A 21907-nucleotide genomic window follows, 5' to 3' on the forward strand; every position below is an offset into this window, starting at 1 on the left:
AAGAATCATACAGCACACGCCGGCGGAATCCGACACGTCACAACCGAGTCAATCCGTCGCAGCAAGATGTGTATACGCCCTAGCCCTCGAGGGGGGAGATGTCGCCAAAGGCGACATAGGGGGTCGGTACGTCCTGGCGCGACGCCATGCGGGACGAAAGAGAAGGCTGGCGCTTCACGCGCGGCGACCCCCTCTGGCCTGCCGGCCATCTCCCCCTCGAGGGGGGAGATTACGCGCTCAGCCGCTTTCGCTAACAAAAAAGCCGCCAGGTTTCCCGGGCGGCTTCGATGACTTGTAGATGCAGCCGTTCAGTTCAGCTTGGCCTTCAAATCCTGCAACGAGGCGTTGAACAGGTCGGCGCCGGCCTTGGCGTCGATCTTGCCGGCCAGCAGCGCGCGCGCGGCTTCCACCGCGATATCGACGGCGCTGGCGCGCACTTCGCCGATTGCTTCGCGCTCCGCCTGGCCGATCTTCTGCTCGGCCAAGGCGGTACGCCGAGCGACATAGTCCTCGGTCTTCTTGTGCGCCTCGGCGGCAAGCATGTCGGCTTCACGCTTGGCGGCGGCAACGATGGCCGCGGCCTCCTGCTCGGCTTCCTTGCGCTTGCGCTGGTATTGGCCAAGCAGTTGCTGGGCCTCTTCGCGCAACCGGCGCGCTTCCTCGAGCTCGCTGCTGATCTTGTCGGCGCGGGCATCGAGCGCCTTGGCGATCATGCCCGGCACCTTGATGTAGATGGCAATGCCGAGGAAGATTACGAGGGCAACCGTTGCCCAAAGCGTCGCGAGAGATGTGGCGTCCATGATGCGCTCCTCACCCGGCCACGGATTTGACCGCGGCCGCGATTTCGGCCTTGCTAGCCTTGCCGCCGACAAGCGCCTCGACGATGGCCGAAGCGGTGTCCTCGGCGATCGTGCCGACTTCCTTCATGGCATTGGCCTTGATGGAAGATATGCGCGCCTCGGCCTCGCCAAGCTTCTGGTCAAGCGCTGCCTCGATCGTCTTGCGGGCAGCTTCGGCTTCCGCCTTGGCCGCATCGTTGGCCTGCTGGCCGATCGCATTGGCCTTGCCCTTGGCTTCCGCCAATTCCTGCTCATAGGCGGCAACGGCGGCATCGGCCTCGCTTTTCAGCCGGGCAGCATGATCGAGATCCTGCGTGATGCGGTCGTTGCGAACGTCGATGATGCCGCCGACGCGCGGCATCACTACCCGTTTCAAGAACAGGTAGAACAGCCCGAAAGTGATTGCCAGCCACAGCAGCTGTGACGGGTACGTCGCCGGATTGAATGGCGGAAACGTGCCGTGCGCCTCGGCGGGCACGCCGGTCCCAGCGCTGCCGCCTTCGACGGCGGGCGCGGACTCTTGCGCAAAGGCAGATGTCACGAACATGGGCTATCCCCGAAATTCAGGCCCGCCGCAGGATCGCGGCCGGCCTGTTCAATTCTTGCCAATGTTCAGCCGAACAAGCATTCAGCCGAACAGGGCGAGAAGCGCGATGAGAAGCGAGAAAATACCCAGCGCTTCGGTCACGGCGAAGCCGAAAATCAGACGGCCGAACTGGCCGTCGGCGGCCGACGGGTTGCGCAGCGCGCCCGCCAGATAGCTGCCGAAGATGTTGCCGAGGCCAATGCCCGCGCCGCCCATGCCGAGGCATGCGATGCCGGCGCCGATGTACTTTGCTGCTTCTGCGTCCATTTATTCAACTCCTTTGGATCTAAAATTCCGTTGCGATTCCATCCGGCGGCAATGCCGGAAACTCTAAATCAGTGCGAAGGGTGCAGGGCGTCGTTAAGATACATGCAGGTCAGCACGGCGAAGACGTAGGCCTGCAAAAGCGCCACGAGCAACTCCAGAGCCGTCAAAGCCACGGCCATCGCCAGCGGCAGGACCGAACCCGCAATGCCAAGCGTGCCGAGAGCGCTGAGGCTGACGACGAATCCCGAAAACACCTTCAGCGTGATGTGGCCGGCCAACATATTGGCGAACAGACGAACCGAGAGGCTGACCGGGCGCGAGACGAAGGAAATCATTTCGATCGGAACGACAAGCAACATCATCACGATGGGCACGCCTTTCGGCACGAACAGCTTCAGGAAGCCGAGACCGTGCTTCATGAAGCCGTAGACGATCACGGTTCCGATCACCAGCGCAGCGAGGCCGAAGGTGACGATGATGTGGCTGGTGACGGTGAAGAAATAAGGGAACAGGCCAAGCAGGTTGGCGACAAGCACGAACATGAACAGCGAGAACACGAAGGGGAAGAACTTCATGCCTTGCGTGCCCGCGGCGTCCCTCAGCATATTGCCGACAAATTCATAGGCCATTTCCGAGACCGACTGAAGGCGGCCCGGAACCAGGCTGCGGCTCGACGTGCTGAGGTAGAGAAACGCCGATGCGACAGCAACCGTCGCAAGCATGAACAGAGCCGAATTGGTGAAAGACAAGTCGTAGCCGCCGATGTGAATCGGAATGATCGGATGGATCTGGAATTGGTGGATCGGATCGACCTTGTCAGCAGCCACTTTAAATCCCCATCAAAGCCGCAGACGGCTTCAGCATTCTGGTCAATGCGCCGGCATGCGGCGCCTCAATTCATTCTTTCGGATCGCGCGGTTTGTCGCCCGTTCCGAATTCCGACACAAGCCCGGCTGAACGCAGGACGTTGAGCACGCCGGCGCCAAAACCCAGCAGCAGCCCGACTATCAGACCCCATGGCGATGTCCCCGCCACGCGATCGATAAACCAGCCGAGAGCCGCACCGACCACTATCCCGGCGATGAACTCGCTGGACAGCTTGAGCGCCTGGCCGTACCCGACCGCACTGCCCGCCTTCGCGTCGTCTTTCCCCTCGAGCCGGTCCGGTCGTCTTGCCGCAAGCGATGCTTCAAGCTCGCGCCGGCGGCGCTCAAGATCCTCGTCGCGGATGTCGGCTTCATGCTGCTTGCCGCGGCCGGTTTTTCCGGTTCCGTCTGGCCCATTCTTGTCGGCCACGCAACCCCCCTGCCCGGTCAGACCGTCACCGTCCGTCCGCTTCTTAAAGTCGCCGGCAACATAGTTAGAGGGTCCGCGCCCGTCAAGCCACGGGCAGACGTTCAAGCTCAAGTATTTTTTTGTTATAAATCAGCTACTTGCTCGGGTGCGACATCGTGCCCGACGCGGCCTCTGGCGGGCTGCGGCCGAATCCCTACGGCGACGGGCCTTCGATCGGCCGCTCTCGCGCGAAAGATGCAAGGGCTGCCCGAGCGCTCAGCTCCAGCCGCCGCCATAGGTGCGGTAGAAGATGTGCAGGCCGATCCTGGTCATTTTCTGCATCGTCCGCGCCCAGCCCGGATGGACGTAGTTGGCGTAATAATGGGTCGACGAGCCGACTTCCGGAATGAAGATCTTGCCGGCTGTGACGGCCATGGCGACATCCTGTGCGGTCTGGTAGGCAGCGTGGTTGTCGATGCGCTTCTTCCTGCCGTCGCAGGCGAAGGAAAACTGGCAGCGGTTGAACCAGTTGTCGTTCTGGTAGACGACGCCGCAGATCGAGTTCGGATAGGTCGGGTTGCGGACGCGGTTGAGGATGACCTGAGCGACGGCGGCCTGGCCGCGCACGGATTCGCCGCGCGCCTCGAAATAGATGCCGTTGGCGAGACAGGCCTGCTCCGGTTTGGAAAAGACGCTCGCCGGCAGCGGCGTCTGCATCCAGGAATGATCGCCCTTACTCAGCGGCGGAATGAAGCGGCCGTCGTTTGGGTCCTCGTCCTGCAGCAAGGCCTCGAAGGGCGACGCCTGTGCATAATCGGGAGCCGACGAGGCGTAGGCGGTCGCCAGCACGTCGGGATGATCGTTGTTGACCAGCGCGGCAAGCATCGCCGGTACGCCGGGATCCGGCTTCTTGTCGATGCGCGTGTGGAAGGCGGCGGCGATCTGGATTTCCTTGCCTTTGATCTCGGGCTTGGCGAAAGCCATCCTCAGGCCGCTGTCCATGCTTGGGCGGAGCAGCGAGGAGGTGCGCTCGAAGATCGAGCCGGCATTGAAGTTTTTCGGCGGCGAGACGGGCGAGACCTGGATGATGCGGCCCTTCTTGTCGGCACGCGTGATGCGGTTCTCGTCCGGCGTCGTGCCGGCGATGCTGCCCTTGCCGCGAAACGAGACGGAGCCGATGCCGGGCAGTTGGACACCGGAGCCGGAGAGCGAGCCGGTGCTGCTGGAATCGAGGAAGGGCATTTCGGCGGCGTGAACGGAGCCGGCGACGGATTTCTCGACATAGGCGTTCCAGCGGACGCTCGGCGCCTCCAGGCCGGAGACCAGGCTGGTCATGTCCTGATAGGCAGCGACCGTCGGAAAGCCGATCCAGATGCCAAGGCCAATAACGAGGGGAGACAGGAAGGAACGCTTTTTCTCACCGGCGGCGGCGACAAGCCGCGTCAAAACACGTCGATGCACGGAACTCTCCAGAAACGCGACGGACCCCACTGGAGAGCTACAATGATGCATTAACCTTGATGGGGCGTTAACAGCTTAGAACGTTGTTTTCCCATCTCGTGTCGAAGTCAGGCGCTTTTGCGGCCATCGCTTGACGGAAGAAAGATCGGCCAGGCGATCAGCGCGCAAATAGCCGCACCCAGCCAGACGCCTGCCCACGAGCAGAGCACGAGAAGCCCGGGAATGGCGATCGGCACCAGGAAGAAGGCAATGAAGACCAGACTGTTGGCGAGGCCGAGCGCCGTTCCGGCCTGGCTGGCGCCGGCCAGCGTCGCAAGCTCGGTGTAGGCAACGCCATGCCAGGAGGAGACGCAGATACCGGCCACGACCAGCACCGCAACGATCGCCGGCGACAGCATCGGCGCTTGGCCTGACAAGAATTGGGCCGAAAACAAGACGAGCGCCGCAAGCACGGTGAAGGCGGCCACGCTCAGCATGCTGCACAGACGCAGGAACGACCGGCGGTTGCCGTGACGGTCGGTGTAGCGGCCGCTCCAGACGCGCATGACCATGGCGCCGACCTGCACGGCAGCCAGGCTGGCGCTGATCACGGCTGTTCCCATGCCGGCGAAATCATGCAGGAACACGGAAGCAAATGTAAGCACCGCCACCTGCGGAAAGCAAAGCAGGCCGATGGCTGTTGCGATGCGCCAGACGGCCGGGTTGCGCAGCGGCGCCGGGCCGGCCGACAATGCCATGCTGCCCGAATTGGCATCGTCATGCGCCGGCGGCTGATGCAGCCAGCGCCAGGCGAGCGAGGTCGAGACCGCGGATGCAGCCGCCAGAAGTCCGAAGACCGCCGTGAAGCCATGGGCTGAAGCGAGCGACGGCAGCACGAGCGCGCCAAGCCCGCCGCCAAGCGGCACCGCCGTCTGCCTGATGCTCATGGCAAAGCCGCGCTCGCCTTCGCCGAACCAGGCCATGATGGCGCGGCCGCTGGAGCCGTTGACGCTGCCGCCGAGCAATCCGGTGACCAGCAAGGCAGCGGCGAGAAGCGCGATGCCGGGAATATGGGCCAGTGACGGCACGACCAGCGCGGCCATGACGAGCAGCCAGACCGCGGTTGCGCCGAGCCCCGTCAGCAGCACGCGGCGGTCGCCCCAGCGATCGGTCAGCAGCCCCCACGGCAATTCGCTCAGCGCCACGCCCAGGCCGAGAAGGCCAAGCGCCAGGCCGAGTTCGCCATTGGAGAGATGGTAGCCTGAGCGCAGGAACACCGCCGTCGCCGGAATGCCGGAGAAGGTCGCGGAAAAGCAGGCATTGGCGGCGACGCCGATGCCCAGCACCTTCCAGCGATGATTGGCTCGAAGCACCGCCGCCTCTGACGGGGTGGTAACGGCGGCCGGGCGAAGCGGTTTGCAATCTGCTCGTGTGGCGACAGCGGACATGGTTCAGCTCCTGCATGGGTCGGCTGCATTCGGTCTTGACGCGCTCTCTCTACCGCCATAGCTTCGTACTGAATATCAGGCAGTTTTTGACGTAATGTCCCGAATATCAGGATTATTGGCATGCGACGCGTGACATTCGATCTCGACGTCCTGCGCAGCTTCGTTACCGGGATGGAGCTGGGCAGCTTCGCCAAGGCCGCCGACCGGCTCGGCCGCTCGACCTCGGCAATCAGTGCGCAATTGAAGAAGCTGGAGGAGCAGGCGGCGACGCCGATCTTCCGCAAATCTGGGCGTGGCCTGGCGCTGACGGACGCGGGCGAGACCATGCTCGGCTACGCGCGGCGGCTGATCGAGCTCAATGACGAGGCCGCCTCCGCCATCCACGATGTCGAGCTGGAGGGTTGGGTGCGGCTTGGGCTACAGGAGGATTTCGGCGAGGCGGTGCTGCCGGAGGTGCTCGGGCGCTTCGCCCGCGCCCATCCCAAGGTCAAGATCGAGGCCAGGATCGCACGCAGCCATGAGCTTGCCGAACGGATCGTTTCGGGCAGCCTGGATATCGCGCTTGCCTGGCACAATGGCGCGACGCTGCCTTACAGCCGGCATGTCGCCGACGTCCAGATGCGCTGGATCGGCCCGGCAAGACAGATCGAAACCAGCCTGCGCGAAGGCGAGCCGTTAGCGCTGGTGGCGCTCGAGGCGCCGTGCCTGCTGCGCAGCGTGGCGACTGAAACGCTGGACCGTGCCGGCCTGTCATGGCGGATGGCCTTCTCCAGCCCGAGCCTTGGCGGCATCTGGGCAGCCGTCGCCGCCGGACTCGGACTGACGATCCGCACCGATATCGGCCTGCCGGCCACCGTCAGGGCGATGACGCCGGAGATCGCCGGGCTGCCCGCCTTGCCCAAGATGGCGCTGTTCCTGCATCGCAAGGAGGCCGAGCCCGACGCGGTCGCGGCGCGGCTTGGCGACATCCTGCTGCAGGCAGCGCTGGAAGCGTTGCCGCAAGGTGCGCGGATGGATGAGGGGCTAAGAGACGTCGCTTAGGTTTCGACAAGACAGTTTTGAGGCGACGTCGCAAGACTTCCGAAGGCACAGCGATCCAGAACCGCACATCCTGCGTCGAATTTCTTCACACCCCCCTCTGTCCTGCCAGCGTTAGCAAAGATCCTGCACCGCAACGACGCTCTTGCGTTACTCCCGAGCCGAGCGCAGGCGCAGCGCCCCTGAAAGCTCCCCTCAGTGGCGCTTCTTGGCCCTGCCGGCGAACGGGTTGTCCGAGGTGCGCAAGGCGATGCGGATCGGCACGCCGGGCATGTCGAAAGCCTCGCGCAGGCTGTTCGAGAGATAGCGGACATAGGATTGCGGCATCGCATCGGGGCGAGAGCAGGAGACGACGAAGCCCGGCGGCCGCGTCTTGGCCTGCGTGACATATTTGATCTTCAGCCGACGCCCGTCATCGGCGAGCGGTCTCTTGCTTCAATGAGGTTTTTCGGTGGCGTGCTGCGGTCAGGGGCTAATTCCCCGAGGGCCCCGGCGTAGCTGAATCTGGCGGGTACCGCAGCATTTCTTGAACTTCATACCTGAACCGCAAGGACATCGATCATTGCCGCCGCGTTGCAGCCGGCCGACCAGGGGCAGCAGCGCTGCGGAAGGCAGGAGCGCTGCCGCAAGGGCAGCCAACTTGGCCGAGATCCCCGGTACGACGAGGCGACGACCGGATTTGAACCCTCGCCACGCCCGTTCAGCCACATACTCCGGATCCACCTTGGGCAAGATGTTGAAGAGCACCGTCTGATTGGCGCCTGACCTTGCGAGAAACTCCGTCGACACCGGGCCTGGTGCAACGCATGTGACCGTCACACCGGTTCGGCGCAATTCCTGGTGAAGCGCCTCTGAGAAGAAGCGCACGAAAGCTTTGCTAGCGAAGTACAGAGCCATATAAGGCCCGGGAACGAACCCGGCCACGGAACTGAGATTGAGCACCCCGCCCCGTCGGCGCGCCACCATTCCCGGCAGAAAATGGAGGGTCAGTTCTGTGAGGGAATGTATGTTGAGATCGATGATGCCGAGTTGACCATCAATAGGCAGCGCCGTCGTCGCGCCCCGCAGGCCATAGCCGGCGCTGTTGACCAGGACATCACAGACCAGGCCGTGTGCGGACAGGAAGCCCTCCAGGCGCGTTGGCGCATCGCCTGCCACGAGATCCAACTCGAGCGTGAATGCCTCGCCACCCCTCTCCCGAACCTCAGACGCCGCAGCGGCCAAACCCTCGGGCGAGCGGGCAACCAGCACAACCGCACCGCGCTCCCGTGCAGCGACGCTCGCAATTGCCCGGCCAATTCCACCCGAGCCGCCAATCACGACGACGGCTGGCCGGAATTCACAGCGCGAAATCATGTCGCGTTCCTCTGTCCTGCAGGAGCGGCAACACTTTGATCGAGCAGCATCACTTCATTGGCGACAATGCCGTTCAGGATCTTTTCGAATCTCTCCAGTGCTCGTGCAACGTTCGCTCCGTCCATGACCCGGTGATCGTAGTGGATGCGGACATTCACCGATCCGTCTTTGCCGATGGGACCGTAGTTGAGAAGCGTGGTCAATGGTGTCAGCGGGTTGAGTGATTCCGCACCGAGACCAGAATAGACGGACAGTTGGAAGGTACCGAAGTAATTTGACCTTTGCCGGGCGATGTTCAACCCTAGCCACATAAGCAGCCACCTGACTGGCGCGGGCGCACCTGCCATGCGCAAGGCACGCCGGAACTCCGGGACCTCCAGGATCGGCCGTGATCGAGCCGCGTGGATGGATCCCTCAAGTTCCGTGATGGAGTAGCGCTCCGGGCGCTTGATGCAGCTCAGCAGAACGGCCGGCTCGCCATCATATTCGCGCTCGTGGGCAATCGAGGCTACGCTTGCCGGATACTCGTAAAGCTGCGGCCAGGGCAACTTGACATAGGCGCGCCGCAGCTCCGGCATCTCTAGGGCGAGAAGCGCATATCCTTTCAGGAAGATCGCGGTCCACGAGGGCCTGGCCTGCTGCGCCATCCTAGCCCTTACGAGTGGGCCGAGGTTCATCTGACGCTGCACCGCGACCCGTGGCACGCCGATCGAAAACCTCATCAGATCGCCAACAAGGCGCCGGGGCGCGGAAAGCTTGAGGGCTCGGCCTCGCATCAAACGTACCTCTAATAAAGATAAGGGAATATTCGCTTGGTCTTTTCCATATAGGCACGGTATTGCGGACCGAAATTCTCCAGCATCATACGCTCTTCCTCGTCCACTCTCAGCAGGAAAAGGACTGCGAACCCAATCAAACCCGATATGCCCGCAATCCAGTTCGGCAGCAGAAAGACCTGGCCGAGCCCCATAAGCAGGAAAGAGGTGTACATAGGGTGACGGACCAAGGCGTATGGCCCGGCGCTGACCAGTTCATGCCGTTCGCGGATCTCCAGCGTAATCGACCAGTTCCGGCCAAGTTCCTTGTGGGACCTGCGAAAAACCCATAGCGCGGAGCAGAAGATGATTGTGCCGAGAGCCACGGCCCACGCGCTGGCCGGGTGGTCAGCCGCTGCGGGCATGCCGGTGACAACATAGAAGGCAGGCAGGATTGCGAGGCCAAACAGAGCAGATGCAAGCCCGACGATGTCGGAACGTGAGCGGTAGCCAGTTACAATTCGCACGCGCCTTGCCCGGCGCTCGAAGGGATACCGGATCACGTACCAAGCAACGATGCCGATTACCCAAATGACCTCGCCAAGTGAGGCTGCCGCAATGCTCACTTCAGGTCACCAGCGCCCTTTCTGCGATCGCGACTGTAGCAGCTGCCCCTGAGTATGGCCAGTTCACCCATCGCCTCGATTTCGTCACCGGCCGACCTTCAGGCGCAGCGATCCTCTCCGAGTTAGTCCGCAGACGCGAAAGCCGGAGGGGCAGTACCGATCGCATTCGGTCCCATTCATCCCTCGAATCTTGGTTATGTATTCATCTCCCGAAGCTCGGTTATGAATTGTTGCGGCCGGAGCTGAATGGCGGGAGTCTTATATCCCATGGAATGAGCGATGTCCGCCACGAAACCGTTGCAGTTCAAGACCGTCGCCTGCCAGACATGCGAGCTCGCCTGCAGCTTGCGGATGTAGGCAACGACTTTGTCGTATTCGGCCCGGGTCAATATGATTTGCCAGCTTGCGGATCTGTATGGTTCTTCCAGATCACCGTCGCTCCACCCGGTTTCGGCTGGCACCGGCACGATATGGCCCAGAACATAGGGAACCGCACTGTTCGAAGCCGGGTGAAGGCCCGCGACTTGGGGATCGATCATTCTCCCGGCCCGGTCCAGGCGCCCAAAAACTGCGTAGGTGTGGCCGTAGCTTAGGGCGTAGCGGGAGCGGAACTCGATGAAGTACCGCTCGTCGTTTTTTTGAGGCGCAGCTCCGCCATTGGCATAAGATACGAAATTCGGCTGGGGCGGCAGGTCTTTCGTCTGACATGCCGCTGCCGGGAGGGCCACCAACGCCACAAGCAAGAGACGGCTACTTACAAGCGTCATCGCCGCGTCCATTCCCGAACTTCACGAAGCACAGATCTAATAACGGCCTATGCCCGCCAACCGCGCCGTATGCTATGAAGCCGGCCAAAGCCCCGGCTGCGTATGTATGGGGAAGGGCTTGGCACCCCTTCCCCATACAAGCCGGTCCTTACTTAATCACTGGTTCCTCTACCGGAGCGGGTGCCGGAGCCTTACCCTTTCCTTTGCCGATCCAGTCGTTCGCGCAGCCGCTCAGGCTGGCAACGGCGAGCACAGTAACCATTGCAATCAATATCCTGTTCATCAAGCAATCCTTTCCCCGGGGGCGGAATAGCCTATAGAATCGCCACAACTAGAACGATATGCAGCCCCACCAAGTTAGCTGTGATCTACACCAACGCCTAGTGCAGAAATGACACAGTTGGCACCCGGTTGCCGGCGGCACCTTTGCGGTGACGTGCTGGCAGGGTTCACCATCCAACGGAGATCAAGCCTGCCCACCATCAAACAACCACCACCGTCGTGCCCAAAGGAGTACGGTCGTAGAGGTCAATGACGTCGTCATTTATCATACGGATGCACCCGTTCGATACCGCTGTGCCTATCGTCCATGGCTCGTTTGTACCATGTATCCGGAAGTGGGTGTCGTGCCCGTCGCGATAGAGATAAAGGGCACGCGCACCAAGCGGGTTGTTTGGTCCGCCAGGGACCCCCCCTGCATACTGCACCAGGCGCGGCTTGCGCTTCATCATGCTGGCGGTGGGTGTCCACGACGGCCAGTCCGCCTTGCGGCCGACGGTCGCTGTACCCTTGAACGAAAGTCCCTGCTCGCCGACGCCGACGCCGTAGCGCGTCGCCCACCCGTCCGTCTCGACGGCATAGAGAAAACGTTGCGAAGTATCGACGACGATTGTTCCGGCCGGCTCGTTTCCGTCGTACCGCACATGCTGCCGTCGGTAACGAGGATTCAGGCCACGCCTTGGTCCGAACGCGGATGAAATCGACGTACATCCGGAGACCATCAGAGCCAGACTACCCAGCACGAGCCCCCGGCGCGCAATGTGGTGTTCTTCCATTTCTACCTGCTAGGAAACTGGTCATCTACCGCCGCCCTCGTCTCTACCATTCCAAGGGCTGCGGGCCAAGTCTCGCTGTGTGGTGGCAAAAATGAATTCACAGGATTGACAAGCGAATTGGAGCGAAACTTCTTGCGATAACCGTCTGCCTCTGTTTCGGTTATGTCAAAATGGGCATAGGACAGAGACGATGAAGCCTGACTTCCATAGTAAAGTCGCGATTGTGACCGGCGCAGGCTCCGGAATAGGAGCCGCTGTTTCACGGCAACTCGCGCAAGGAGGAGCCGAGGTTGTTGTCGCCGACCTTGACGCCGAGGCCGCGCAGTGCAAAGCCGCCGAAATAAGCTCGCAAGGAGGCAGGGCCTACGACTTTGCGGTAGATGTCACGGATGCAGCAGCCGTGGAAAAGCTGATCGAGTTCACTGTCCAGAAATGCGGCGGACTGGATATGGCGGTAAACAATGCAGGTATCGACGGCGTTCGAAAAGCAACGGCAGACTATCCGCTCGACAACTGGCACAAGCTGATAAACGTCAATCTTAATGGCGTTTTCTACAGCATGAAGTACGAAATCGCCGCGATGCTGGATCGAGGCGGAGGCGCCATCGTGAACATGTCCTCCGTTCTCGGTTCCGTCGGCTTGCCAACTGCGTCCGCATACACGGCAGCGAAACACGGAGTCGTTGGACTAACCAAAGTTGCGGCGATCGAATATGCCAGGATGGGCATCCGGATCAATGTAGTCGGCCCCGGCTGGATCGAAACGCCTCTTTTATCGGAGCAAATGGAGGCATTAGCCAGCCGGCGCATGGCAGGTCTTCAGCCGATGGGCAGGCGCGGGAAACCGGAAGAGGTAGCGGCTCTTGTATGCTTCCTCTTGTCCGACCAGGCCAGCTTTATCACTGGGAGCTACCATCTGGTGGACGGAGCTTACACCGCCCATTAGGTGCAGAGGCTGCCCCCACTCGCGCCGGCCACCGTCAGGGCGATGACGCCGGAGATCGCCGGGCTGCCCGCACTGCCTGAGATGGGCCTGTTGCCGCATCGCAAGGAAGGCCGAGCCAGACCCGGTGGCGGCGCGACTTGCCGACATCCTGCTGCAGGTGTCGGTGGAATCGCCTTCCCGAAAATGTGCAGGCGCTGCCCGCGAGCGGCCTGCGGAGCGTAGCCTGATGCTGGCGCCCAGAAGACGCGCAGCTCAGCGGCGCTTCTTCGCCCTGCCGGCGAACGGGTTGTCCGAGGTGCGCAAGGCGATGCGGATCGGCACGCCGGGCATGTCGAAAGCCTCGCGCAGGCTGTTCGAGAGATAGCGGACGTAGGATTGCGGCATCGCATCCGGCCGTGAGCAGGAGACGACGAAGCCCGGCGGCCGCGTCTTGGCCTGCGTGACATATTTGATCTTCAGCCGACGCCCGGCGACAGCGGGCGGCGGATGATGCGCCAGGATGCCTTCCAGCCAGCGGTTGAGCTTGCCGGTCGACACACGGCTGTTCCAAACTCGATGCGTCCTGATGACAGCGTCCATCAGCTTGTCGAGGCCACGCCCGGTCTCGGCCGACACCGGCACCGCCTGCATGCCGCGCGCCTGCGGCAGCAGCCGCTCGGTTTTTTCGCGCAGCTCGGCCAGCAACTCCTGGGGATGATCGACAAGGTCCCATTTGTTGAAGGCGATCACCGGGGCACGGCCCTCGCGGATGATCAGGTCGGCGATCTGCAGATCCTGCTTCTCGAAGGGAATGGTGGCGTCGAGCACGATGATGACGATTTCGGCAAAGCGGATGGCGCGCAAGCCGTCCTGCACCGACATCACTTCGAGCTTTTCGTGGATCCTGGCCTTGCGGCGCATGCCGGCGGTGTCGAACAATTTTAAGCGGCGGCCATGCCAGTCCCAGTCGACCGAGATGGAATCGCGAGTGATGCCGGCCTCAGGGCCGGTCAACAGCCGCTCCTCGCCGATTAGTGCGTTGATCAGCGTCGACTTGCCGGCGTTGGGGCGGCCGACGACGGCGATGCGCATCGGCTTGGTGTCGTCATAGCTCGGCTCGGCGTCCGGGTCGGTGATGTCCTCGCCGATTAGCACCTCGCTGGCGGCGACCTCATCCTCGCCGGCCTCTTCGTCCTCGCCGAAGGCGCGCGCCTCGCCAAGTGCTGCGATCACCGCGTCGCGCAAATCGGGCAGGCCCTGGCCGTGTTCGGCCGAGACCGGGATCGGTTCGCCAAGGCCGAGCTCCCAGGCCTCCAGCATGCCGCCCTGGGCGCCGCGCGCCTCAGCCTTGTTGGCAACGACGACAACCGGCTTGCCGGACTTGCGCACGATCTCGGCGAACGTCTTGTCGTCGGGCATCAGCCCGGACTTGGCATCGATCGTAAAAAAGATCAGGTCGGCCTCGCGGATGGCGATCTCGGTCTGGGCGCGCATGCGGCCGGGCAGCGTCGAGGCAGCCGCATCCTCGAAGCCGGCGGTGTCGATGACGTCGAAATGCAGGTCGTAGAGCTTTGCGGCATGGACGCGGCGATCGCGTGTGACGCCGGGCGTATCGTCGACAAGCGCCAGCTTCCTTCCCACCAGCCGATTGAAAAGGGTCGATTTGCCGACGTTAGGCCGGCCGATGATGGCGACTTTGAAGGTCATGGACTATCACGACACGCCGCCCGAGCCGCGGATCAGCTCGGACATCAATGTCGCCCGCTCGCGCGTGTTGCGCGGGGCGCCGTCGTCCGCGGCGATCTGGTCGAACAGCTTCAATGCATCCGCCGCCTTGCCTTCCTTCCAGGCGGCAAGGCCAAGCGCCTCGCGCGCCGTATGGCGCAGCGTGTTGGTGTCGGCGGTGAGCGCCTCGACGCGGCTGGAGACATCGGCGAAAGAGCCGTGATCGACCAGAAGCAGCGCTGCCCTGAGGCGGGCCATGTCGCGAATGCCGGAGGGGATCTTGGTGTCGGCGGCGACCTCGTCGAAATCCTTGACGGCGGCGTCGACGTCGCCCTTGTCCGCCTTGACGGTTGCCGCGCGCATGCGGGCGAGCAGCGGATAGGCGCCGTAGCCGTCCTTCTCCAACGCCTCCAGAGCGGCAAGCGCCTCGTCGTTCTTGCCGTCATTGGCGAGCTTCAGCGCCTGCGAGAAGGCATCGCCCGAGCGGTTGGCGCGGGTTTCGTCCCAATAGCGGTAGCCGACGACAGCGGCAGTGCCGAGCACCACCAGCACGGCCAGCACGAGCAAGGCGGGACCGAAACGGTCCCACAGCGCATGCGCCTGGTCGCGACGAATCTCTTCGTTGACTTCGCGGATAAAACTGTCGTCCGACATGGATCAAAACCATTTCCTGCCCCAGGCGGGGCGGTTGATGAGCCCGCGTTTTAGCGAAATTTTGCCGGCATGGAAGGGGTTCGGCAGGAAAATCGCCTATTCACGAGGCAGTCGCCGTCAACGGCGGCCGTACAGGTCGATCCTACCCGTGCCATATTTCACCGGTAGGCGTCGCTTCTACATTCCCTAAATCAAGTCAGATGCCTTTGCCCCGTTTGTCCCGCGTTATTGCGTTTTCCATTGCCGTGTTTGCTGCCGGCGCGGCTTTTGCCGACCCGCCGGCGCCGCCCGCAAAACCGAAGCAGATCGTCATCATCTCATTCGACAGCGCCCGCGACATTTCGCAGTGGCAGCGCAGCCGGGCGCTGGCCGCACGCACAGGTGCGCATTTCACCTATTTTGTCTCCTGCGTGTTTCTGTTGTCACCCGAGACGCGCAAGGAATACACCGCGCCGGGCAAAACACCCGGCAAATCGAATATCGGCTTTGCCGCCTCCAAACAGGAAGTCGCCGACCGGCTCCAGCAGATCAATCTTGCCGCCTCGGAAGGCCACGATATCGGCAGCCATGGCTGCGGCCATTTCGACGGCAAGGACTGGAGCAAAGCCGACTGGCTGAGCGAGTTCGGCTCGTTCAAGCATATTCTCCAAAACGCCTATTCGATCAACGGCATTGCTCCTGAACCGAAGGGCTGGCGCGATTTCGCAGGCAAGGCAGTGGTCGGCTTCCGCGCGCCTTATCTGTCGGCAAACAAGGCGCTTTACGAGGCGCTGCCCGCGGCCGGCTTCCTGCTCGACGCAAGCGGCGTCTCGCGCGGGCCGGTCGAGCCGCCGACCGTCAACGGCATCACGCGCTTTTCGCTGCCGCAGATCCCGGAAGGGCCGAGCTCAAGGCGGGTGATCGCCATGGATTACAATCTCTATGTCAGACATTCCGGCGGCTTCGAGCGGCCGAGCATGGCGGAAGAGTTCGCTGACCGGACCTATAACGCGTTCCGCGCCGCCTTTGATGCGCAATACCAGGGCAAGCGCATTCCGCTTGAGCTCGGCTTCCACTTCACGCTGATGAATGACGGCGCCTACTGGAACGCGCTGGAACGCTTTGCCGGCGAGGTCTGCGTCAAAGCGGACGTCGAGTGCATCAGTTTTCGCGATTATGTCGCGCGGCGCGGAGAAAGGCAGACGGCGGTGGGCGGCTGAGCCCAGTGCTCGCCGCCCGCCAGTCTTAGCTTGCCGGCTGGTCCTCAGGACGCAGCCCGGCTTGCTCACGTTCCAGATAGTGCTGGTCGATCGCCGGCAGCGGCTCGCCCTTGATCGTGGCTTCGAACGCTCGCAGCCGCTTGTGGACTGACAAGAGCTCAACGATCGTTGACCAGGAATTAACAAGATATTGGAACGAGCTGGTCACTTGGCTGAACGCGGAATTGACCTGGTTGACGAGACCCAACGTCAAGGTTCCGGCGACCAACGAAGGAGTCATCAAAAAAAGAGGGAATATGGTATTTAGTTGCAAGTAGAGATAGCGGACCACATTGAAATAGACGTAGTGGAAATAGAGCCGGAAGTAGTTCTGGCGCACATTTCCGAACAATTCGGAAACGGTCGGCGGCTGCGCTCGGGACTGATCGTCCTCACCATAAACAAGTTCCTTGCGGTAAGCGGCTTCGACGCGCTGGTTGCGAAACTGCAAGCCGGGCAGCTTTATGCCGGCGGTGGCAATGCATACCGTCCCAAACATCGCCCAGAAGATCGCAGCCAAAACCAACGGCTGCGGCACCTGACCGATGAAAGGCAATGCCGTAATGTGCTTTGAGTAGGCAAGCAAAATCGGCATGAAGGCGATCAAAGTCATTATCGAATCAATAAAGCTGGTCCCAAGATCTTCCATGATCTTTGAAAAGCGCATCGTGTCTTCCTGCACGCGCTGGGAAGCTCCCTCGATGCTCCGCACCCTAGGCCAATAGGACATGTAGTAGTCGTTCATCGCTGTCCGCCAGCGAAACACCCAATGGCTTACAAAGAAATTTGTCAGAACGTAAACAGTAACAGCCACCAGAGCGATGCCGAGGAAAGTTATTAACTGCGCATAAACATCATACTCTGTCGCCTTCACACTTTTGCTCACAATGCCCTGGATCAGATCCCAGAACGGCCCGTACCAGGCATTGATCGCTACACTTACCTGAACCTGAAAATAGGTCGTGAACAAGATCAGCGAGCTGCCAAGGATCGACCAGCGGTCCCACGGGTGCGGGGAATACCAATGCCAGAAGGCGTAAAAGAGCAGCACACCAAGTGTAAAATAGATGTAGAACCAAAGGAACGGAGGCGACCAGAAAACGGAAACGCCAATGATCGGCGCCGCGTCCACTGCAGGGAGGGGAAATCCGACCAAAGCGCCTAGCTGGTCGCCGCCGAGAAACCACACGGCCACCATGACCGCACTCCAGACGGCGGCCGAGGTGAAAAAGAGCTTCGGCTGCGGAAAAAACGATACGAACACTGTGGCGAAATCCTCGGTCGGCGCAAATCAGCGGCGTTGGTCAGCGGGCATAAGTCACACATTAGTGGGAAAGAAAATGCCCGTGCCCGATGCCCGCAACCGAGCAAGACCATAATCATGGCGATTTTGGCGCAGCCGACCAGGCGATCGCGCCGGAAGCGAGCAGGACGGCGGCGGCCACGATCGAGGCGAGGAAAAAGTTACCCGAGGCCTGCGCAAGCAGCCCGGCGACGATCGGGCCGATGATCTGGCCAAGGCCGAAGGCGGCCGTCATTACCGCCAGCATCCGGCGTGGTGCTTGCGGAGCAAGCTGCCTGCCGGCCTGCAGGCCAAGCGCGGTGATGGCGATGAAGGTGCCGCCGACAAGAAGGCCGCCGAGTAGCGGCCCCGTGCGCCCGCCCATGATGACACTGGCGCTGACCCCGACCACCTCGACCAAACACCCTAGGGCGTAGGTGGCATAGAGCCCGATCCTGGCCGTAAGCTTCTGCCACAGCCAGACCGATGGGAAACCGGCAAGTCCGGTGACCATCCAGACCACGGCCTCGAAGACGCGGCCCCCGCCGCCCTGGCGGACGATGGCGACCAGGAACGTCGCCGTGACGATGTAGCCGAAGCCGAACAGGCCGTAGGCGACAATGATCTTCACCAGTGACGGGTTTTTTGGCAGTGCCGGCTCGCTCCCGGTGGTGCTGTTCGCGGCCGAGGTGCCGCCGGCCAGCAAGGCGACGGCGGCAAAGCCGCAGGCCGAAATCACCGCGGACCACAGCCAGCCCGCCGCCCAGCCGGCATGTTCGGTGACGAGGACTGCCAACAGCGCCGAGGATGCCGCGATGCCGAGGCCGACACCGCCGAAATACAGCGCCTGCAGGTCGTTTCGACCGGCCGCGGCGAGGTGGCCGAAAACGATGCTGGTCATGAAGACCAGCACGAAGGCACTGGCGAGGCCGGCAAGAAAGCGGATGAGGAGAAAGCCGGGCATCGTGCCGGTCAGGCCCATCAAGCCGGCGAGGATCGCGGTGGCGGCAAGGCCGGCCAGCATCAGCTGACGCTCGCGGCCTTGCGCCCAGCCGCCGGTGGCGGCAAGCGCGCCGACGAGGTAGCCGAGATAATTGGCCGATGCGATCCAGCCGGCATCGGCCGGCGACAGGCCGAGCTCTTCCATCATGCCAGGCAGGATCGGCGTATAGACGAAGCGGCCGATGCCCATGGCGACGGCCAGGGCGATCATGCCGGCGATTGCCAGGCGCAAGGGCGAAGCGATGTTCATCGCGGTGCACCATAGGTGCGCCTGCCGGCGAGACAATCCGCCTTTTATTGGGCCAGAAGGGCTGCGCAGCCGCGTCGGCGGCCGGCTCACCTGAGTGCCAGCAAGTCCTTGTTCAGCCGCAGCAGGTCCTTGGCGGGGCCGTCTCGAAGCGGGTACGACGCGCGGTCAGCCTGAACGGCATGTCGGCGAGTTCGCGCTCCGACATGGTGTCGAGCACCGGATGCGACAGCGGATCGGTCACCCAATTGATGGCCTCGCTGTCATGCCGGTGCGGCTGGGTTCCGATCGGGGAAAAGGCGCCGAGCCATGATAAAATCTTCATCGGATTTGCCTCCTCACTCTGCCTAACCCACTTAGAATCCGCCGTTCGTTAGCGTCCGGCAATTGAGATTTCCGCCGCTCCAGTTTAGAAAAACTGTATGGCTACTCTGAACCGCGTCCATCTCAACGGCTTGCGCGCCGTGGAAACCGTTGCCCGCCTGGGCTCGCTTGCGGCGGCGGCCGGCGAGCTCAACGTCTCGGTCAGCGCCGTCAGCCAGCAGATCAACCGAACAGAAAAGCAGCTCGGCCGGGCGCTGTTCGAACGAACGCCAGCTGGCCTGGTGGCGACCGAATTCGGCACCGTCTTTACCGCGCGGCTCAGCGCCGGGTTTCGCGAACTTGCACAGGCGGTGGCGCTTGCCGATGAAAGCTCGGAGTGCACGCTGGTGGTTTCGGTGGCGCCGGCTTTCGCCTCGAAATGGCTGCTGCCGCGGCTGTCCCGGCATTTTGCCCGCCATCCGAACGTGCTCCTGCGCATCGATGCCTCGGTGCGGCTTGCCGATCTCGATCGTTCGGACATCGACGTCGCCATCCGGCTCGGCGACGGCAAATGGCCGGGCGGGCGGGCCGAATTGCTGCTGGCGCAGGAGGTGTTTCCGGTCTGTGCACCGGTGATCGCCAGCAAGCTGAAATCGATCGAGGACCTTGCTTTGACCTGTGCGATCACGGACGAAAGATCGATGATCAGTTGGGAGAGCTGGTTCGAAGCGGCCGGGGTGAAGCCGGTCACCTTCATGAAGGGCGCGCGCTTCACAGATCCGATGCTGTGCCTGGAATCGGCGATTGCCGGCCACGGCGTTATGCTCGGCTGGCAGTTGCTGGCCGCCGACGCGCTGGCCGACGGCCGTCTCGTTGCGCCTTTCGGCGTACGCGCCCAGAGCGGGCTCGGCTATTGGCTGGTGACCTCGGCCAGCAAGAACGAAAGCCGTAAGGTCAGGGATTTCAAGATCTGGATCCGCGAAGAGATCGAGGCGACGATGGCGCAGTTCAGGTCGCTCGAGAGGGCCAGCTAGGGCTGCCGGCACATCACGGTGGAAAGGTCGTTAGCGCCGGTCTATGTAAGAAACAGTCCCCAATCACGGCAGGCAGGATCATGACCACACATTCGCGCGGCGTTTCCGCAAGCATCGACCCGGTGAAGCTCGACAGGCTGGCGGAGGTCGCCGTCAAGGTCGGGCTGCAATTGGAGCCGGGGCAGGATCTGGTGCTGACCTCGTCTATTGCCGCGCTGCCTTTGACGCGGCGGATCGTCGAGCACGCCTACAAGGCAGGCGCGGGCCTGGTGACGCCGATCTTCAACGACGATGAGATCACGCTCGCGCGCTTCCGCTACGGCGCCGACGCCGGCTTCGACCGCGCCGCCGGCTGGCTCTATGAAGGCATGGCAAAAGCCTTCGCCAACAATGCGGCGAGGCTTGCCGTGCGCGGCGAGGATCCGTCGCTGCTTTCGGCGCAGGACCCGGCAAAGGTGGCGCGTGCCAACAAGGCGAATTCGATGGCCTACCAGCCGGCGCTGGAGAAGATCACCGGCTTCGACATCAACTGGAACATCGTCGCCTATCCCGATCAGGCCTGGGCCAAGCAGGTATTCCCGGACGACGCCGACGACGTCGCCGTGGCCAAGCTCGCCGACGCCATCTTTGCCGCCTCGCGGGTGGACGTCGAAGACCCGATCGGCAACTGGACGGCGCACAATGCGGCGTTGAAGAGCCGCACCGAATGGCTGAACGGCCACAATTTCCACGCACTGCATTTCACCGGTCCCGGCACCGACCTGACCGTCGGGCTGGCCGACGGCCACGAGTGGATGGGCGGCGCCTCGACCGCCAAGAACGGCATCACCTGCAACCCCAACATCCCGACCGAAGAGGTTTTCACCACACCGCATGCAAGGCGCGTCGAAGGCCATGTCACCAGCACCAAGCCGCTGTCCTATCAGGGTACCCTGATCGACGGCATTGCGGTGCGTTTCGAGGCGGGCCGCATTGTCGAGGCCAAGGCCACGAAGGGCGAGGATGTGCTGCAAAAGGTGCTCGATACCGACGAAGGCTCGCGCCGTCTCGGCGAGGTGGCGCTGGTGCCGCATTCCTCGCCGATCGCCAAGAGTGGGCTGCTGTTTTTCAACACGCTGTTCGACGAGAACGCCGCCTGCCACATCGCGCTCGGCCAGTGCTATTCGAAGTGCTTCGTCGACGGCGCCTCGCTCGGCCAGGACGAGATCGCGGCGCGCGGCGGCAACAAGAGTTTCATCCACATCGACTGGATGATCGGCTCGGACAAGATCGACATAGACGGCGTCCATAAGGACGGCAGCCGCGTGCCGGTGATGCGCAAGGGCGAGTGGGTTTAGGCCCGGGATCTCTAAGCGAAGACCAGCAAGCAGCGGCGCCTGCTGGCCCATGCGGAGTTGGCAATGGAGCTCGCGGTCAAGCGCATCTATGAGCAGCCGGCGCCCGATGACGGGCAGCGGGTGCTCGTCGACCGTATATGGCCTCGCGGCGTCCGCAAAGAGGACGCGGCGCTGACGGTCTGGCTGAAGGACATCGCGCCGAGCAATGGGTTGCGCAAATGGTTCGGTCATGAGTCGGCGCGCTGGGCGGAATTCCAGCGGCGATACCGCGATGAGCTCGACCGGAACGGCGAGGCGGTCGGCCAGTTGCGCGCTCTGCTGGGCAAAGGCCGGGTGACGCTGCTCTACGGCGCGCATGACGAGGCGCACAATAATGCGGTGGCACTGGCGAGCTATTTGCGTGAGACGGACTGAAGCGCGAGCCTGCGTCCTGTGACTTTGGAGATTGGCGAAGGCCGTAGCGACGGCCAGAGGGGTGCTTCCCTCCGACATCTCAAGCCCGGGGTCCCGCCCCCCCGCTTCGGGGGGTGTGGTGGCGGCCACGCGGCCGGAGAGGGGGCTTTCCTAGAGTGCTCCCCCTCTCCGTCTCGGCTTCGCCGAGCCACCTCTCCCCCACTTTCGTGCTAGGCGATTCACACATTTCGAAGCGCCCATCCATGGGCGATGGACAGGAAGTGCTGCAATCCGTGTCGGAAGGTGATGGGTCCT

The 21907-nt window shown here is 62.6% G+C and carries 24 protein-coding genes and 1 pseudogene; 6 read left to right on the forward strand and 19 right to left on the reverse strand.

The annotated features are described in order from the left end of the window. Nucleotides 1-308: 308 nt before the first annotated feature. The 7 genes from NKI24_RS33680 to NKI24_RS33710 all read right to left on the reverse strand — a co-directional run bounded on the left by NKI24_RS33680 (nt 309) and on the right by NKI24_RS33710 (nt 5855). Entirely contained in the window at nt 309-800 is a 492-nt protein-coding gene (locus NKI24_RS33680) for a F0F1 ATP synthase subunit B (RefSeq protein WP_352750492.1), read from the reverse strand. Nucleotides 801-810: 10 nt separating this feature from the next. Then, on the reverse strand, nt 811-1386 hold the full coding sequence (locus tag NKI24_RS33685) for a F0F1 ATP synthase subunit B (protein ID WP_352449932.1): 576 nt from the start codon (nt 1384-1386) through the stop codon (nt 811-813). A gap of 81 nt (nt 1387-1467) precedes the next feature. Beyond that, nucleotides 1468-1692, reverse strand: coding sequence for a F0F1 ATP synthase subunit C (locus tag NKI24_RS33690; protein ID WP_006206606.1), 225 nt, complete (start codon nt 1690-1692; stop codon nt 1468-1470). 68 nt (nt 1693-1760) lie between these two features. Then, nucleotides 1761-2519, reverse strand: a complete 759-nt coding sequence (locus tag NKI24_RS33695; protein WP_352750494.1) for a F0F1 ATP synthase subunit A — start codon at nt 2517-2519, stop codon at nt 1761-1763. A gap of 70 nt (nt 2520-2589) precedes the next feature. Continuing rightward, complete coding sequence (locus NKI24_RS33700) at nt 2590-2988, reverse strand: AtpZ/AtpI family protein (protein WP_352750496.1); 399 nt, start codon at nt 2986-2988, stop codon at nt 2590-2592. Between the two features lie 255 nt (nt 2989-3243). Further along, nucleotides 3244-4428, reverse strand: coding sequence for a cell wall hydrolase (locus NKI24_RS33705; protein WP_352750497.1), 1185 nt, complete (start codon nt 4426-4428; stop codon nt 3244-3246). A 107-nt stretch (nt 4429-4535) separates the two neighbouring features. Beyond that, complete coding sequence (locus tag NKI24_RS33710) at nt 4536-5855, reverse strand: MFS transporter (RefSeq protein WP_352743413.1); 1320 nt, start codon at nt 5853-5855, stop codon at nt 4536-4538. A gap of 120 nt (nt 5856-5975) precedes the next feature. Between NKI24_RS33710 and NKI24_RS33715 the strand changes: the two genes are divergently transcribed. Further along, on the forward strand, nt 5976-6896 hold the full coding sequence (locus tag NKI24_RS33715; protein WP_352743415.1) for a LysR substrate-binding domain-containing protein: 921 nt from the start codon (nt 5976-5978) through the stop codon (nt 6894-6896). Between the two features lie 192 nt (nt 6897-7088). Here the strand turns inward: NKI24_RS33715 and NKI24_RS33720 are convergent. The 7 genes and pseudogenes from NKI24_RS33720 to NKI24_RS33750 all read right to left on the reverse strand — a co-directional run. Further along, nucleotides 7089-7319, reverse strand: a pseudogene (locus NKI24_RS33720) (ribosome biogenesis GTPase Der); the annotation flags it as partial. 39 nt (nt 7320-7358) lie between these two features. Continuing rightward, nucleotides 7359-8249: an SDR family NAD(P)-dependent oxidoreductase gene (locus NKI24_RS33725; RefSeq protein WP_352750500.1), complete on the reverse strand. Its 891-nt coding sequence runs from the start codon at nt 8247-8249 to the stop codon at nt 7359-7361. Then, nucleotides 8246-9025 carry a hypothetical protein gene (locus tag NKI24_RS33730; RefSeq protein ID WP_352449938.1) on the reverse strand — a complete coding sequence of 260 codons (780 nt, stop codon included), beginning with the start codon at nt 9023-9025 and terminating at the stop codon, nt 8246-8248. The genes NKI24_RS33725 and NKI24_RS33730 overlap by 4 nt, the downstream gene beginning before the upstream one ends. Before the next feature lie 11 nt (nt 9026-9036). Next, nucleotides 9037-9624, reverse strand: coding sequence for a protein-S-isoprenylcysteine O-methyltransferase (locus NKI24_RS33735; RefSeq protein ID WP_352449963.1), 588 nt, complete (start codon nt 9622-9624; stop codon nt 9037-9039). A gap of 200 nt (nt 9625-9824) precedes the next feature. Next, nucleotides 9825-10397: a hypothetical protein gene (locus NKI24_RS33740; protein ID WP_352449964.1), complete on the reverse strand. Its 573-nt coding sequence runs from the start codon at nt 10395-10397 to the stop codon at nt 9825-9827. 148 nt (nt 10398-10545) lie between these two features. Beyond that, nucleotides 10546-10680, reverse strand: a complete 135-nt coding sequence (locus NKI24_RS33745; RefSeq protein ID WP_352449939.1) for an ABC transporter — start codon at nt 10678-10680, stop codon at nt 10546-10548. A 199-nt stretch (nt 10681-10879) separates the two neighbouring features. Then, nucleotides 10880-11452 carry a L,D-transpeptidase gene (locus tag NKI24_RS33750; RefSeq protein WP_352449940.1) on the reverse strand — a complete coding sequence of 191 codons (573 nt, stop codon included), beginning with the start codon at nt 11450-11452 and terminating at the stop codon, nt 10880-10882. A 190-nt stretch (nt 11453-11642) separates the two neighbouring features. On the opposite strand from NKI24_RS33750, the gene NKI24_RS33755 reads away from it, so the two are divergent. After that, nucleotides 11643-12398: an SDR family NAD(P)-dependent oxidoreductase gene (locus NKI24_RS33755; protein ID WP_352449941.1), complete on the forward strand. Its 756-nt coding sequence runs from the start codon at nt 11643-11645 to the stop codon at nt 12396-12398. Between the two features lie 252 nt (nt 12399-12650). Here the strand turns inward: NKI24_RS33755 and der are convergent, their stop codons facing one another. Both der and NKI24_RS33765 read right to left on the reverse strand, forming a co-directional pair. After that, nucleotides 12651-14084 (reverse strand): ribosome biogenesis GTPase Der, encoded by a 1434-nt coding sequence (gene der / locus NKI24_RS33760; protein WP_352505258.1) that lies wholly within the window; start codon nt 14082-14084, stop codon nt 12651-12653. A 6-nt stretch (nt 14085-14090) separates the two neighbouring features. After that, complete coding sequence (locus tag NKI24_RS33765) at nt 14091-14756, reverse strand: tetratricopeptide repeat protein (protein ID WP_023674063.1); 666 nt, start codon at nt 14754-14756, stop codon at nt 14091-14093. Nucleotides 14757-14962: 206 nt separating this feature from the next. Between NKI24_RS33765 and NKI24_RS33770 the strand changes: the two genes are divergently transcribed. Continuing rightward, nucleotides 14963-15955, forward strand: coding sequence for a polysaccharide deacetylase family protein (locus tag NKI24_RS33770; protein WP_352750503.1), 993 nt, complete (start codon nt 14963-14965; stop codon nt 15953-15955). 25 nt (nt 15956-15980) lie between these two features. On the opposite strand, the gene sbmA is transcribed toward NKI24_RS33770, so the two are convergent. From sbmA to NKI24_RS33785, 3 genes are all read right to left on the reverse strand, one after another. Further along, entirely contained in the window at nt 15981-17258 is a 1278-nt protein-coding gene (gene sbmA / locus NKI24_RS33775) for a peptide antibiotic transporter SbmA (RefSeq protein WP_352484070.1), read from the reverse strand. A gap of 115 nt (nt 17259-17373) precedes the next feature. Continuing rightward, on the reverse strand, nt 17374-18528 hold the full coding sequence (locus tag NKI24_RS33780) for a YbfB/YjiJ family MFS transporter (RefSeq protein ID WP_352750504.1): 1155 nt from the start codon (nt 18526-18528) through the stop codon (nt 17374-17376). A gap of 112 nt (nt 18529-18640) precedes the next feature. Continuing rightward, a complete protein-coding gene (locus tag NKI24_RS33785; protein ID WP_352473371.1) occupies nt 18641-18850 on the reverse strand; it encodes a hypothetical protein in 210 nt (69 codons plus the stop codon). Nucleotides 18851-18947: 97 nt separating this feature from the next. On the opposite strand from NKI24_RS33785, the gene NKI24_RS33790 reads away from it, so the two are divergent. The 3 genes from NKI24_RS33790 to NKI24_RS33800 all read left to right on the forward strand — a co-directional run bounded on the left by NKI24_RS33790 (nt 18948) and on the right by NKI24_RS33800 (nt 21613). Then, nucleotides 18948-19862, forward strand: a complete 915-nt coding sequence (locus tag NKI24_RS33790) for a LysR substrate-binding domain-containing protein (RefSeq protein ID WP_352750506.1) — start codon at nt 18948-18950, stop codon at nt 19860-19862. An 80-nt stretch (nt 19863-19942) separates the two neighbouring features. Then, nucleotides 19943-21199, forward strand: coding sequence for an aminopeptidase (locus NKI24_RS33795; protein WP_352750508.1), 1257 nt, complete (start codon nt 19943-19945; stop codon nt 21197-21199). Nucleotides 21200-21256: 57 nt separating this feature from the next. Then, nucleotides 21257-21613, forward strand: coding sequence for a DUF488 domain-containing protein (locus NKI24_RS33800; RefSeq protein WP_352750510.1), 357 nt, complete (start codon nt 21257-21259; stop codon nt 21611-21613). The last annotated feature ends 294 nt before the right edge of the window (nt 21614-21907 follow it).

Source organism: Mesorhizobium sp. M0701, assembly GCF_040320365.1.
Lineage (GTDB): Bacteria > Pseudomonadota > Alphaproteobacteria > Rhizobiales > Rhizobiaceae > Mesorhizobium.

Excerpts from the sequence above, each read along its gene's own strand:
- NKI24_RS33790 (WP_352750506.1), top strand. The coding sequence starts at position 18,948 with ATGGCTACTCTGAACCGCGTCCATCTCAACGGCTTGCGCGCCGTGGAA.
- NKI24_RS33795 (WP_352750508.1), top strand. The coding sequence starts at position 19,943 with ATGACCACACATTCGCGCGGCGTTTCCGCAAGCATCGACCCGGTGAAG.
- NKI24_RS33690 (WP_006206606.1), bottom strand. The coding sequence starts at position 1,692 with ATGGACGCAGAAGCAGCAAAGTACATCGGCGCCGGCATCGCATGCCTC.
- NKI24_RS33730 (WP_352449938.1), bottom strand. The coding sequence starts at position 9,025 with ATGCGAGGCCGAGCCCTCAAGCTTTCCGCGCCCCGGCGCCTTGTTGGC.
- NKI24_RS33710 (WP_352743413.1), bottom strand. The coding sequence starts at position 5,855 with ATGTCCGCTGTCGCCACACGAGCAGATTGCAAACCGCTTCGCCCGGCC.
- NKI24_RS33750 (WP_352449940.1), bottom strand. The coding sequence starts at position 11,452 with ATGGAAGAACACCACATTGCGCGCCGGGGGCTCGTGCTGGGTAGTCTG.
- NKI24_RS33725 (WP_352750500.1), bottom strand. The coding sequence starts at position 8,249 with ATGATTTCGCGCTGTGAATTCCGGCCAGCCGTCGTCGTGATTGGCGGC.
- NKI24_RS33785 (WP_352473371.1), bottom strand. The coding sequence starts at position 18,850 with ATGAAGATTTTATCATGGCTCGGCGCCTTTTCCCCGATCGGAACCCAG.
- NKI24_RS33680 (WP_352750492.1), bottom strand. The coding sequence starts at position 800 with ATGGACGCCACATCTCTCGCGACGCTTTGGGCAACGGTTGCCCTCGTA.
- NKI24_RS33715 (WP_352743415.1), top strand. The coding sequence starts at position 5,976 with ATGCGACGCGTGACATTCGATCTCGACGTCCTGCGCAGCTTCGTTACC.
- NKI24_RS33740 (WP_352449964.1), bottom strand. The coding sequence starts at position 10,397 with ATGACGCTTGTAAGTAGCCGTCTCTTGCTTGTGGCGTTGGTGGCCCTC.
- NKI24_RS33745 (WP_352449939.1), bottom strand. The coding sequence starts at position 10,680 with ATGAACAGGATATTGATTGCAATGGTTACTGTGCTCGCCGTTGCCAGC.
- NKI24_RS33780 (WP_352750504.1), bottom strand. The coding sequence starts at position 18,528 with ATGAACATCGCTTCGCCCTTGCGCCTGGCAATCGCCGGCATGATCGCC.
- NKI24_RS33765 (WP_023674063.1), bottom strand. The coding sequence starts at position 14,756 with ATGTCGGACGACAGTTTTATCCGCGAAGTCAACGAAGAGATTCGTCGC.
- NKI24_RS33685 (WP_352449932.1), bottom strand. The coding sequence starts at position 1,386 with ATGTTCGTGACATCTGCCTTTGCGCAAGAGTCCGCGCCCGCCGTCGAA.
- der (WP_352505258.1), bottom strand. The coding sequence starts at position 14,084 with ATGACCTTCAAAGTCGCCATCATCGGCCGGCCTAACGTCGGCAAATCG.
- NKI24_RS33755 (WP_352449941.1), top strand. The coding sequence starts at position 11,643 with ATGAAGCCTGACTTCCATAGTAAAGTCGCGATTGTGACCGGCGCAGGC.